We start from the raw sequence: 13133 nt of genomic DNA, 5'->3' as shown, positions 1-13133 counted from the left end.
GCGCTCGGCTCGCCGCCGCAGGCCGCGCACAGGAAAGACGGGAGAAGATAGAACCACCCCGTTCCTGCACCCGATGATCCCGATTCTCCGCGGCTCCGCCGCGGCACTCGATCACCGAGGCTGACGCCCCGGAAGGTCACATGTCCAGCACCACCCGCTCCCGCCGCCCGCGCTCCGGAAAAGAGGACGGGCCGCGCGCGAGCTTGCGCCAACTCCTTCCGTTCGTGTTCGAGCAGAAGGGGGTGCTCGTCGTCGTCGCGGTCCTGAGCGTGCTCGCGGCCGCCGCCACCCTCGCGCAGCCGCTCGTCGTCGGCCAGGTCATCCAGCGCGTTCAGGCGTCCGATCCGCTCGGCACGCTCGTATGGGTGCTCGTCGCCCTCGTCGTCGTGGGGTCCGTGATCAGCGGCATCCAGCACTTCCTGCTGCAGCGGACCGGCACCGCCGTCGTCTACTCGAGCCGCCGTCGCCTCATCGCGCAGCTGCTGCACCTGCCCGTCAAGGAGTACGACGCGCGGCGGACGGGCGACCTCGTCTCGCGCGTCGGGACCGACACGACGCTCCTCTACGCCGTCCTCACCCAGGGTCTCGCCGACTCGATCGGCAACGCACTCATCTTCGTCGGGGCGGTCGTCGCGATGCTCGTCATCGACCCGGTGCTGCTCCTGCTCATCATCGTCGTCGTGGGGGCGTCGGTGGCCGTCGTCGGTGCCCTCTCCGGCCGGATCCGTCGCGCGACGACGGTGCAGCAGGAGCGCGTCGGCGACCTCGCGTCGGGTGTCGAGCGTGCCGTGGGGTCCATCCGCACGATCCGCGCCGCGGGCGCCGCGGGCCGCGAGCAGGCCGCGATCGACGAGACGGCGCGCGGGGCCTACGACGCGGGAGTGCAGGTCGCGAAGGCGTCGGCGTTCATCGTGCCGATCGCGGGCATCGCCCTGCAGCTGTCGCTGCTCGTCGTCCTGGGTGTGGGCGGGTTCCGCGTGGCATCCGGGGCCCTCACGATCGCTCAGCTCGTGACGTTCGTGATGTTCCTGTTCTTCCTCGTGCAGCCGCTCGGGTCGTTCTTCGGCGCGATCACCTCGGTGAACCAGGCACTCGGCGCACTCGGACGCATCCAGGAGGTGCTCGATCTGCCCACCGAGACGGCCACGGATGCCGAGGTCGCCGCTCGCGTCGAAGAAGCCCGCCGCGTCGCCGACGTACCCGACCTCACCGGTCCCGTGCGGACGGTCGACGATCTGCTCGCGACGCGCGACGCCCCCGCGATCGAGTTCCGGGGCGTCTGGTTCCGCTACCCCGACGCCGTCGCCCAAGCGCGGCAGGCCGCGGAGCAGGAGGCGCTGCGCACGCTCGCCGACGTCCATGCGGATGCCGTCGAGGTCGGAGCCGGCGGCGGTGACGTGCTGCGCGGCGTATCGTTCGCCGTTCCCCGCGGAGCGCGCGTCGCGCTCGTCGGGCCGTCGGGAGCGGGCAAGTCGACGACCCTCGCCCTCGTCGAGCGCTTCTATGACCCGGATGCCGGCGAGGTGCTGCTCGACGGCACCGACATCCGGCGCGTCGATCGCACGCGCCTGCGCGCGCAACTGGGCTACGTCGAGCAGGATGCCCCGACGCTCGCCGGTACGATCGGCGACAACCTGCGGCTGGCCTCTCCCGCGGCATCCGACGCCGCCTGCGAACGCGTGCTGCGCGCGGTGAACCTCGGCGATGTGCTGGAGCGCTCACCGCTCGGGCTCGAGGCCCCGGTGGGCGAGGCGGGCGTCATGCTGTCGGGAGGCGAGCGTCAGCGCCTCGCGATCGCGCGGGCGCTGCTGGCCGCTCCCCCGATCCTGCTGCTCGACGAGTCGACGTCGTCGCTCGACGGCCTCAACGAGCAGCGCATGCGGGAGGCGATCGACGCGGTCGCCGCCGGGCGCACGCTCGTCGTGATCGCTCATCGGCTGTCGACCGTCGTCGACAGCGACCTCATCATCGTGCTCGATCGAGGCGAGGTGGTGGGTCAGGGCACGCATGCCGAGCTCGTCGAGAGCGTGCCGCTGTACCGCGACCTCGCGCGCCACCAGCTGCTCGTCTGAACACCGGGCTGGCCGGGCGACAGTCTCCACCGGCTCTGCCCCGCTGACCGGACCATGTCCCAAGAAAGGCTGATTCCGCCGCCCTGGAACAGCCACTTCTGGGACGAGCCCCGCCGAAATGGGGACGACCCCCGCCCCAAAGGGGACGAGGGTCGTCGCGCGCGGGGGTCAGGCGCTCTGCGCGAGCTTCAGGCGGTAGCGGAGGGCCGCCAGCTCGGCGTACAGCGCCGGGGGGACGCGACCGTCGAAGGTGCGGTAGAACTCCTCGGTGAGGTCGGTCTCCTGCAGCCACAGCGCCGGGTCGACCTCGAACAGGGCGTCGAGGTCCTCCTGGGGCACGTCGATCCCGTCGAGATTCAGGTCCGCCGTCTCCGGCAGGCGCCCGATCGGGCTGTCGACGGCGGGCACCTTGCCTTCGATGCGGCGGATGATCCAGTCGATCACGCGTGCGTTGTCGCCGAAACCGGGCCAGAGGAACCGGCCGTCGGCACCCTTGCGGAACCAGTTCACCTGGAACACGCGCGGCGCGCGGTCGAACCGCAGCTGCTGACCGATCCCCAGCCAGTGACCGAAGTAGTCGGCCATGTTGTAGCCGCAGAACGGGAGCATCGCGAACGGATCGCGGCGCAGCTCCCCCACCGTGCCCTCGGCAGCCGCCGTGCGCTCGGAGGAGATGTTCGAGCCGAGGAAGACGCCGTGGGTCCAGTCGGTCGCCTCCACGACGAGCGGCACGTTGGTCGCACGGCGACCGCCGAACAGGATGCCGTCGAGCGGAACCCCCTCGGGGGTGTCCCAGTCGGGGGCGATCTGCGGGCACTGCGCGGCACTGACCGTGAAGCGCGAGTTGGGGTGTGCGGCCGGCCGACCCGACGCGGGCGTCCAGGGGTTGCCTTCCCAGTCGGTGAGCTCGGCGGGCACGTCGTCGGTGAGCCCCTCCCACCAGACGTCGCCGTCGGGGCGGAGCGCCACGTTCGTGAAGATCGTGTTGCCCCACAGGGTCTCGACGGCGGTGACGTTCGTCGACTCGCCCGTGCCCGGGGCCACGCCGAAGAAGCCGGCCTCGGGGTTGATCGCCCAGAGGCGACCGTCCTCGCCGGGGCGGAGCCACGCGATGTCGTCCCCGAGCGTCTCGACGCGCCAACCCGGGATGGTCGGGCGCAGCATCGCGAGGTTCGTCTTTCCGCACGCCGACGGGAAGGCGGCCGCGAGGTGGTACTTCCGGCCCTCCGGCGAGATGACCCGGATGAGCAGCATGTGCTCGGCGAGCCATCCCTCGTCGCGGCCGATGACCGAGGCGATCCGCAGCGCGAAGCACTTCTTCGCGAGGATCGCGTTGCCGCCGTAGCCCGACCCGTACGACCAGACCTCGAGGGCGTCGGGGTAGTGCACGATGTACTTCTCGTCGTTGCAGGGCCACGCGGCATCCTGCTCACCGGGCTGGAGGGGCGCACCGACGGTGTGCACGGTCTTGACCCAGGGCTTGCCGGCGGCGATCTGCTCGAGCACGTCCGTGCCGACGCGCGTCATGATGCCGATCGAGGTGACGGCGTACGCCGAATCGGTGACCTGCACTCCGATGTGCGACAGCGGACCGCCGACGGCTCCCATCGAGAAGGGGACGACGTACATCGTCCGCCCCCGCATGGACCCCTCGAACAGCGGTGTGAGCGTCGCGCGCATCTCGGCGGGGTGCGCCCAGTTGTTCGTGGGGCCGGCGTCCTCCTCGCGCTCCGAGGCGATGAAGGTGCGCGCCTCGGTGCGGGCGACGTCGCTCGGGTGCGAGCGCGCGAGGTACGAACCCGGTCGCCACTCGGGGTTCAGCTTGATGAGCTTGCCCTCGTCGACCTGCTGGCGCAGCAGCGCTTCGTTCTCGGCGCGCGAGCCGTCGACCCAGTGGATGCGCGCGGGCTGAGTGAGCGCGGCGATCTCGTCCACCCACGCGACGAGCTCCGCGAGGCCCGCGCCGTCCACCGCGGGACGCGCGCCGAACGTGCCGGATGCCTGCGCGTCGAAGGACGTGCCGGCGGCGGGTCCGGCGGGACGGGTGAAGAGGTCTGCGATGGCCATGTCGGCTCCTTCAAGCGAGTGGTCTTGTTCCACTCTGCGCCGCAATCGGATGTGTTTACTGAGCATTCACGCGTCAAGAATCGTGTTTCTTTCGCTATGCTCAAGGAATGCCCGCCTCCGCCCTGGAACTGTCGACGCTCGGACACCGCATCCGCCATCACCGCGTCGCGCATGCGCTGACCCTCGACGAGCTCGGCGCGATCGTTGGGGTCGCGGGCAGCCAATTGAGCCTCATCGAGAACGGCAAGCGGGAGCCGAAGCTCTCCCTGCTGCAGGCGATCGCCCACGCGACGGGCACGGACGTCACCGACCTCCTCTCCCCCGAGCCGCCGAACCGCCGCGCCGCGCTCGAGCTCGATCTCGAGCGGGCGCAGAGCTCGCCCGTGTTCCGGCGCCTCGGCGTCCCTCCGGTGCGGGTCACGAAGACCACGCCCGACGAGACGATCGAGGCCGTGCTGGGCCTGCACCGCGAACTGCAGCGCCGCGAACGCGAGGCGATCGCGACGCCCGAAGAGGCGCGCCGCGCCAACACCGAGCTGCGGCTGCGGATGCGGGAGCGGAACAACTACCTGCCCGAGATCGAGCAGCTCGCCGAGAAGCAGCTGCGCGCAGCGGGGCACACCTCGGGGGCGCTCACCCACCGCACGGTGAGCATCATGGCGCAGCAGCTCGGCTTCGAGCTCATCTACGTCGACGATCTGCCGCACTCGGCGCGTTCGGTCACCGACCTCGAGAACGGGCGGATCTACCTGCCCCCGGCATCCATCCCCGGCGGGCACGGCCTCCGGTCGATGGCGCTGCAGGCGATGGCGCATCGACTCCTGGGGCACACGCCACCGACCGACTACGCCGACTTCCTCCAGCAGCGGCTCGAGATCAACTACTACGCGGCGTGCTGCCTGCTGCCCGAGACGGCCGCGGTCGCCGTCCTGTCGCAGGCGAAGAAGGACCGCGACCTCGCCGTCGAGGACTTCCGCGATGCGTTCGGCGTGACCCACGAGGCCGCCGCGATGCGCATGACGAACCTCCTCACCGAGCACCTCGGCATCCGCCTGCACTTCATGCGCGTCGACGGCGCGGGGGCGATCAACCGGGTGTACGAGAACGACGACCTGCCGCTGCCCATGGATGTCACGGGCTCCGTCGAGGGCCAGATCGTGTGCCGGCGCTTCGCCGCCCGCGCGGCGTTCGGCGAGCAGAACCGCACCGTCGAGCACTACCAGTACACCGACACGCCGGCCGGGACGTTCTGGTGCTCGAGCCAGACCGGCAAGACCTCCGACGGCGAGTTCTCGATCACCGTCGGTGTGCCCTTCGACGACGCCCGCTGGTTCCGCGGGCGCGAGACCCAGAAGCGGGCGACCTCGACGTGCCCCGACGAGGCGTGCTGCCGGCGGCCGGATGCCGAGCTCACGACCCGTTGGGACGGCAAGGCCTGGCCGAGCGCGCGCGTGCACATGCAGATGTTCTCGCCGCTGCCGCGCGGGGCCTTCCCGGGGGTCGACGACGGCGAGGTCTACGCCTTCCTCGACCGGCACGCGGAGGAATAGACCCCGCCGTGTGCCGCCTGCCGAGGTGGTGGCCGTGGACGCGGCGGGGCGGGGAGCCCCGGCTGCGGGTGTTCCGCGGTGCGCCGCGGCACCCGGTCGCCGCGGGCGCCGGGACGGGACTCTTCGGCCCCGACGCGCTCGCGTGGAGGCTCGACGGCGGACGGTCGGTGTCTGACGCTGCGGACGCCGCGAACGGTGCGGATGCCGTCATCCGCACCGCCCTCACACCGGACCAGCTCACCGGCCTCGGCGTGACCGCGCCGGGCACGTCGTGGACCGACGACGTTCTCACGGTGGGTGGCGCCGACCTCGTCGGTCACGTCATCGCGCAGGGCGAGGTGTTCCGCTACGTCGCGCTGACCGAGTTCCGCGGCGACCTCGACGCGGAGGCGCGCTTCGCGGCATCCGCCATGTGCCTCGACATCGTGCTCGAGGACGGCGCACGACTCTCCGACCTGGCGCGGGACTGCCACGGCGTGCGGCTGGGCCCGCGGGCGCAGCACGACGCGAAGTTCCTCCTGCCCGACCAGTGGGTGCAGGTCGTGGTGCCGCTCGATGCCGCCGCCGGGCGGGTCGTGCGGGAGGTCGAGCTGTGCGTGGCCGCCCTCGCCCCAGGAGCGTCGGCGGGGTTCGCCGACGGCATCGAGATCGCCCGGCCGCGCGCGCTGGGCGCACGCCCGACCGACGCGGTGCGGACGCGCCGTGGGTCGCACTCCTCGGAGCGGTACTCCCGCGGCAACACGGTGCCCGCCGTGTCGACGCCGCACGCGCTCATCATGGCGACGCCCGTCACGGACGCACGATCGGCGCGCTGGACGTACACGTGGCACGCGCACGCGGGTGCCGACGGCCGCCCGGCGATCGAGGCGTTCGCGACGACCCTCGCGCCGAGCCCGTGGATCGGCGAGCGCGCTGCGTTCCAGGTGATGCCCTCAGCCCTCCCGACACCGCCCGCCGACCCGTCGGCGCGGCGGCTGAGCTTCCGTCACCGCGACGAGTACGACCGCGTCCACCACTACCGGGTCGAGCTCGACACCGGCATCCCGGGCGCCTCCGCGCCGATCGTCGCGGAGCTCGCGCCGTCACGCACCGGCGTCACGATGCGGTTCACCCTGCCGGGCGGCGGTTCGGTGCTGTTCGATCGGCTCGGCGACGGGGACGTCGAGATCCGCCCGCGGCCGCAGCCCGCCCGCGGCGCGATCGTCACCGGGTGGGTCCACCAGCGGGCGGACGACGGACGCGTCGTCCCGAGGATGTTCGTCTGGGGTGAGCTCGACGGCGACGTCACCGCGGTAGGGAGGATGTCCGCGCCGTTCCGCGGCGATGTCGGCTGGGCGCGCATCGGGGCGACGTCCGCTGCGCCGGCGATCGTCGAGCTGCGGGTGGGCGTCTCCTTCCTGTCCCTCGACCAGGCGCGCGCGAACCTCCGGGCCGACATCGGCGATGCCTCGTTCGACGAGGTCGCCGCACGCGCGCAGGAGGCATGGGACGACTCCCTCGGGGCGATCGAGGTCGAGGGGGCGACCCGCGAACAGCGGATCACCCTGGCATCCGGCCTCGTCCGCACCCTGATGTTCCCGAACACGGCGCACGAGATCGTCGACGGAGCGCCGGTGTACGCGAGTCCGTTCGCGGCGAGCCTCGGGGATACGGCGACGCAGACGGGGCTGCGCACGGGTCGCGGCCTGCTCAGCACCAACAACGGGTACTGGGACACCTACCGCACCGCGTGGCCGCTGCTGGGTCTCATCGACCCGACGACGCCCGCGCTCCTCGACGGCACGCTGCAGCACGCGCGCGACAGCGGGTGGATGTCGCGGTGGTCGGCGCCGGGCCCCGTCGACAGCATGGTGGGGACCTCGAGCGACGCGATCGTGGCCGACCTCGCGCTGAAGGGGGTCGAGGTCGACCATCGCACCGCGTGGGAGGCCGGCATCCGCAACGCCGCGACGATCCCTCCGCGTGCCGTCGTCGGACGCAAAGGACAGGCGCGGGCGCTCTTCCGCTCGTTCGTGTCGGCGGACGTGCACGAGGGGATGTCGTGGACCCTCGAAGCGGCGATCAACGACCATGCGCTCTCGCGCTACGCGACGTGGCTCGCCGAGCGCGCCGAGGACGCCGAGGACGCCGAGCTGCGGGAGCGATTCCACGCGCATGCGGAGTGGCTCGCCGGGCGCGCGACGGCCTATGCCGCCGTGTTCGATCCCGTGACCGGGTTCTTCCGCGGACGGCGGGCCGACGGATCGTGGCGCACGCGCACCGCCGGGTTCGACCCGGACGTCTGGGGCGGGGACTACGTCGAGACGGATGCCTGGGGCATGGCCTTCACGGCACCGCAGGACGGGTCCGGTCTGGCCGCCCTGCACGGAGGCGAGTCCGCGCTCGCGGACATGCTGGAGCGCTTCTTCGCCGCGGGAGAGAGCGGCGACCGGCGGGTGTGGGGCGCGTATCGGCAACAGATCCACGAGATCACCGAGACCCGCGACCAGCGGCTCGGTCAGCTCGCGCTCTCGAACCAGCCCGCGCACCACATCCCCGCGATGTGGGCGTTCGCGGGGCGCCCGGACCGCGCACACGAGGTCATCCGGGAGGCGCTCGACCGGCTCTTCGCGGGCGCCGAGCTCGGTCAGGGCAACCCCGGCGACGAGGACAACGGCGAGATGAGCGCGTGGTGGATCCTGAACGCGATCGGGCTCTACCCGCTGATCCCGGGCGAGCCCGGCTGGTTCCTCACTCCCCCGCTGTTTCCCCGCGTACGGCTGCGGCTGGCGAGCGGCGGAGTGTTCGAGATCACGACGACGGGCAGCGGGCGGCACATCGCCGCGGCGCGGGTGGACGGCGTCGCCTGGGACTCGGTATGGCTCCCGCACGGCCGCGTGCGCGCGGGCGGCCGCCTGCATCTCGACCTGACCGACGCGCCGTCGGCGTGGGGCGTGGGCAGCCGACCGCCGTCGGCGAGCGTCGGGTTGCCGCGCGTGCCCGTCGACCATGCCGTCGCAGCGCGGATCGATGGAACGGGCGCCCCGACGCTCGTCGACGACGACGGCGAGACCGGCACCCGCCTCGCGGCGGGTCACAGCGTGGAGGTGGCGCTCGACGCCGCTGGCGTCGGCGCCGCCGGTGCGCCGAGCCTTGCAACCATGACCGTCTCGGGGCCCGCGCGTCTCGACCTCGCCTTCACGGCACCCACGGGCACGCTGCGCTGGCAGGGCGAGGTCTCCGATGAGGTGCGGACGATCCCGCTGCGCCTCGGCCCGTTGAACTTCGCACCGGAGCCCGCGCCCGGCATCGTGCGTGTGCGCATCGAGAACCTCGGCGACGACCTCGACCTGCGCGAGGTCGAGTTCCTGTCGTACGAGCCGTGGTCAGCCGCCCGCGACAGCGGATTCGACTGAGCCGGCGCGCACCCTCGATGCGCTCGCGGCGCAGGCGGCGAGTCACCGGGCACCGTCGACACGCGCCACCTTTTCGTCTACGCTGGTGGAATAATCAGGGAGGCACTGTGACAGACGCGCTGGCGACAGCGGACGCCCCCGCCGATCTCGTCCTGACCGGCGGCCGCATCCACCTGTTCGACGATGCCGCGACCGCGGCCTCGTCGATCGCGATCCGAGACGGCCTCGTCGTCGCCCACGACGACGACGCGCGCACGCTGGCGCCGCGCGCGAGGCGTGTGATCGACCTCGACGGGCGCACCGTGCTCCCGGGCATCAACGACGCGCACCTCCACGCCGCATGGCTCGGCGCCCGCTGGCCCGCACTGTTCTTCGGCGACCACGAGGCCTCGCACGATGAGGACAGCGGCCCCCTCGTCACGACGAACCGCGAGCGGCGGGCAGCGCTGCAGCGCGCCTGGCGGCTGCTCGCCTCGCTCGGGATCACGAGCTACACCGAACCAGGCATCGGACCGGGCGAGGACGGCGGACCGACCGGATGCTTCGGCACGTCCATGCTCGACACCTACCTCGACCTGCACCGCGAAGGTGTGCAGACGAGCCGCGTGACGCTCCTCCGCCTGTTCGGGACGATCGACGGCGAGGGCGATCTCGAGGCGTTCCGGACCGGCATCCAGGCCCCCGCCCCCGCGACCGATGACCGGTGGCTCTGCATCCCCGGCGTGAAGATCTTCGCCGACGGCATCCCGCCGATGCGCACCGCGTGGGTCCGCGAGCCCTACGCCGACGGCAGCTCCGGCGCCCTCCTGACGCGCGGCCCGGACGGCGCGCTCGACGCCTTCCGGCAGATGGTGCGCCTCGCTCACGACGCCGATCTGCAGGTCGCGGTGCACGCGACGGGTGACCGCTCGATCGCGGAGTTCCTGAGCGTCCTGGAGGAGGCGGACGCCGGGCCGCGCCGGCACCCGCACTACGTCGTGCACGCCGACCTCGCGTTCGACGACCTCATCGAGCGGATGCGCGCAATCGGCGTCGGCGCCGCCGTGCAGCCCCTCATCGCCGCGTTCACCCACGCCTGGGCGAGCGGCACCCTGGGTGCGGAGCGCGCGGCGCGGGCGTGGCCGCTCGCGCGGATGATCGATCGCGGCATCCTCACGACCGTCACGAGCGACGCCCCCATCGCGACGCCGGACTGGCGGGCGAGCGTCGACGCCGCCGTCCGGCTCCTGAGCGAGGCCGGCATCGCCGACTCGACGGCATCGCGCCGCGCCCTCGTGCGCCGCATGACGGTGGATGCCGCGCGCCAGGACGGCGCCTCGGAGTGGAAGGGCACGCTCTCCGCCGGCTTCGTCGGCGACCTGTGCGTCCTGTCCGCCGACCCGCTCGACCCCGGCACGCGCGTCGCCGGCATCGACGTCGACGCCACCGTCGTCGGTGGGCGCATCGTCTTCGAACGCGGGACCACTCCGGACGTGGACGCCGAGGCGGTCGCGGCCGAAGCGACCGCCTGAATCGCAATCGCAGTCCGCACAGATCCTGCAGATCCCGTAGACCTGCAGACCGCGGAAGAGGGCGGATGCCGCCGGCATCCGCCCTCTTCCCGTCGCGGTCAGACCGCGGTCGCGACCAGGACCCGCGGGCTCCCCGGCAGCGCGATCTTCTCGCGCACGTCCCACCCGGCGTCGGTCAGCCAGGCACGCACCTCGGATTCGGGGTAGACGACCGTGCCATCGATCACGAGGTACTCGCCCGCGTGGAGAGCGTCGAGCGCGCGCTGCTCGGCGTCGTCGTCGAGGAAGAAGTCGAGGACCGTCAGCGTCGCGCCCGGCACGGCCGCGGCGCGCAGGTGCGCGAAGATGCCGCGGTTCTCCTCGGCCGTGAAGCGGTGGATGACATGGTTCGCGAAGACCGCATCGTACGAGCCCTGCGGCGTCGCCGTCGCCGTGTCGCCGACCTCGACTGTCGCCCGATCGGCGAGCCCGGCCTCGGCGATGGCGTCGGCGATGCCGTCCTCGAAACCCGGGGCGTAGAGAAACGTCGTGCGCAGCCCCGGGTTCGCCCGCATGGCACCGATGGCGAACGCGGCCGACAGCCCGCCGAAGTCGAGCGCGTTCGTCGCCCCGGCGAGGTCGACGAGACGCCCGAACTCCTGACCGTGCAGAAGGTTGTAGGTCATCACGCCGGCCATGAACGTCGCCCAGCGCTCGTCGTCCATCTGCAGATCACCGGGTTCGGTCGTATCGACGGTGTGCCCGAACTGCAGCCAGTGGGGGTAGCTGATCTCGGAGAGGAACGTGAGGAACGGAGCGAGATCGAGTTCTGCGGCGGTGCCCGTGAGGTAGGCCGCAGCATCGGGCGCGAGCGCGTAGGTGCCCGCGGAGCGGACGAGCAGCCCCTTCGCCGCCATCGCGTCGGCGAGGATGCGCGCCATGCGCTCGCTCACCCCCGTCGCCGCGGCGATGCCCGCGGCATCCTGCGATCCGTCGGCGAGCGCCGCGAACAGGCCGATCCGGCTCGATTCGAACAGCTGCTTCGCGGCCATGTAGCCCGTCGCGATCTCGAGGATGCGGCCGGCGTCGGGAGTGGTGGTCATGGGATGCCTTTCCTGGGTGTTTCATCTACGTTTGTTGAAAATAAAGAACGAGGGGCGCCGTCGTCGGCGCGTGCGGACGCGTCAGCCGGCGAGGAAGCGCTGCACGGCCGCGCGCAGCTCCGGCGAGTGCAGCGCGGCGACATGGTCGCCCGGGACGCGCTCGAGGAGCACGACGGATTCGTCGGCGATCCGCACCGCGAGGTCGTCGACCCCCTGCGCCATGGGGTCGTCGACGCCGGCGATCATGAGCGTCGGCACGGCGGGCGCGCCCGCGTCGGGGTCGAACGGCTCCGAGGCGAACCCCTCCACGATCTCGAGGAGAGCGGTCGGGTCGTTGCCGGGGGCCGTCGCCATCGCCGTGATCATCCCGGTGAGGGGGTCGTCCACCGGGGAACCGGTCGCGACGGCAGTGCGCGCCGCCGCCACGTCGACCATCCCGAACGGCTCGACGGGGCTGAGGCCGCCGAGGACGAGTCGTCGTACGCGGACGCCCGGAGCCTGCGCGAGGTCCCACGCGAGCCGCGCGCCCAGGGAGTAGCCGACGAGATCGATCTCCCCCTCGGCTCGGGCGAGATCGGCGAGCGCAGCGATCACCGCACTCGTCGGTGCGGGCGCTCCGAGGGGGCGGGCGGCGTCGCCGTGGCCCGGCAGGTCGACGACGAGCACGTCACGCCCGGATGCGGCGAAGGGCTCCGCCCACGCGGCATCCGGCCAATCGAGATCACCGCGGGAGGCGAAGCCGTGGAGCAGCACCACGGCGGGTCCCGAACACTCGCCCGTGGCCACGGTGCGGCGCACGGCGGGTGCGAGGAGAGTCATGCGGCGTCGTCCCTTCGGAAGGGGCGCGCCGCGCTCACCGCATGCGCGCCAGGAAGCTGTCGAGGTACTCGTCGAAGTCGGCGATGCGACTGCCGTTCGAGAACATCAGGTTCACGACCGTCGCACCGATCACCACGGACATGTACTCCGTGGCGAGGCGGTCGTACGGCGCGTCGACGGAGATCGCCCCCGCGTCCCGCGCGGCGCTCATGTACTCCGTGAACGAATCGCGCCAGCGCTGCAGGAACGCGCGGTACAGCGCCGCGAGCTCCTCGTTGGACATCGCATACTCCCAGAGGGCCAGGAGCACCCGCCCGCTCGCGATCTCCTCCTCGGTCCGCGGCATGGGCGTGCGCAGGAAATGCTCCAATTGCACGCCCGGCTCGGCCGCGGGAGCCGCCGCCACCGCGTCCTCCATGCCGGCGAGGATCGATTCGAAGGTCGCCGCGACGATCGACTCCTTCCCCGGGAAGTAGTGCTTGAGCGCGCCGTTGGCGAAGCCCGCCTCGGTCGCGATCGAGCGCATCGTCGCCGCCTCGAACCCACCCTTCAGGATGATCCGCTTGGCGACCTCCACGATCTCGCGTCGTCGCTCGTCGTGATCGATGATCTTCGGCATCCGAGGTCTCCACCCTGC

At 72.1% G+C, this 13133-nt stretch carries 8 protein-coding genes; 4 read left to right on the top strand and 4 right to left on the bottom strand.

Translation table 11 applies throughout. The features are described 5' to 3' along the window. Window positions 1-140 precede the first annotated feature (140 nt). Window positions 141-2072 (top strand): ABC transporter ATP-binding protein, encoded by a 1932-nt coding sequence (locus J0I43_RS15225; RefSeq protein ID WP_292865761.1) that lies wholly within the window; start codon window positions 141-143, stop codon window positions 2070-2072. A gap of 168 nt (window positions 2073-2240) precedes the next feature. On the opposite strand, the gene J0I43_RS15220 is transcribed toward J0I43_RS15225, so the two are convergent. Next, window positions 2241-4139, bottom strand: coding sequence for a phosphoenolpyruvate carboxykinase (GTP) (locus J0I43_RS15220; protein ID WP_292865758.1), 1899 nt, complete (start codon window positions 4137-4139; stop codon window positions 2241-2243). Window positions 4140-4246: 107 nt separating this feature from the next. Between J0I43_RS15220 and J0I43_RS15215 the strand changes: the two genes are divergently transcribed. The 3 genes from J0I43_RS15215 to J0I43_RS15205 all read left to right on the top strand — a co-directional run bounded on the left by J0I43_RS15215 (window position 4247) and on the right by J0I43_RS15205 (window position 10595). Continuing rightward, window positions 4247-5689 (top strand): XRE family transcriptional regulator, encoded by a 1443-nt coding sequence (locus J0I43_RS15215; protein ID WP_292865755.1) that lies wholly within the window; start codon window positions 4247-4249, stop codon window positions 5687-5689. Window positions 5690-5697: 8 nt separating this feature from the next. Then, window positions 5698-9084: a GH92 family glycosyl hydrolase gene (locus J0I43_RS15210; protein ID WP_292865751.1), complete on the top strand. Its 3387-nt coding sequence runs from the start codon at window positions 5698-5700 to the stop codon at window positions 9082-9084. Between the two features lie 107 nt (window positions 9085-9191). Further along, window positions 9192-10595, top strand: coding sequence for an amidohydrolase (locus tag J0I43_RS15205; RefSeq protein WP_292865748.1), 1404 nt, complete (start codon window positions 9192-9194; stop codon window positions 10593-10595). 98 nt (window positions 10596-10693) lie between these two features. Here the strand turns inward: J0I43_RS15205 and J0I43_RS15200 are convergent, their stop codons facing one another. The 3 genes from J0I43_RS15200 to J0I43_RS15190 form a co-directional block, all read right to left on the bottom strand. Beyond that, window positions 10694-11677 (bottom strand): methyltransferase dimerization domain-containing protein, encoded by a 984-nt coding sequence (locus tag J0I43_RS15200; protein ID WP_292865745.1) that lies wholly within the window; start codon window positions 11675-11677, stop codon window positions 10694-10696. A gap of 81 nt (window positions 11678-11758) precedes the next feature. Further along, a complete protein-coding gene (locus J0I43_RS15195; RefSeq protein WP_292865742.1) occupies window positions 11759-12496 on the bottom strand; it encodes an alpha/beta fold hydrolase in 738 nt (245 codons plus the stop codon). A gap of 34 nt (window positions 12497-12530) precedes the next feature. Next, window positions 12531-13115, bottom strand: a complete 585-nt coding sequence (locus J0I43_RS15190) for a TetR/AcrR family transcriptional regulator (RefSeq protein WP_292865739.1) — start codon at window positions 13113-13115, stop codon at window positions 12531-12533. Between the last annotated feature and the right edge of the window lie 18 nt (window positions 13116-13133).

Source organism: Microbacterium sp. (assembly GCF_017305435.1).
Taxonomy (GTDB): Bacteria; Actinomycetota; Actinomycetes; order Actinomycetales; family Microbacteriaceae; genus Microbacterium.
The sequence above is the reverse complement of the archived record's forward strand: the minus strand, read 5'-3'. Positions and strand labels throughout refer to the sequence as shown.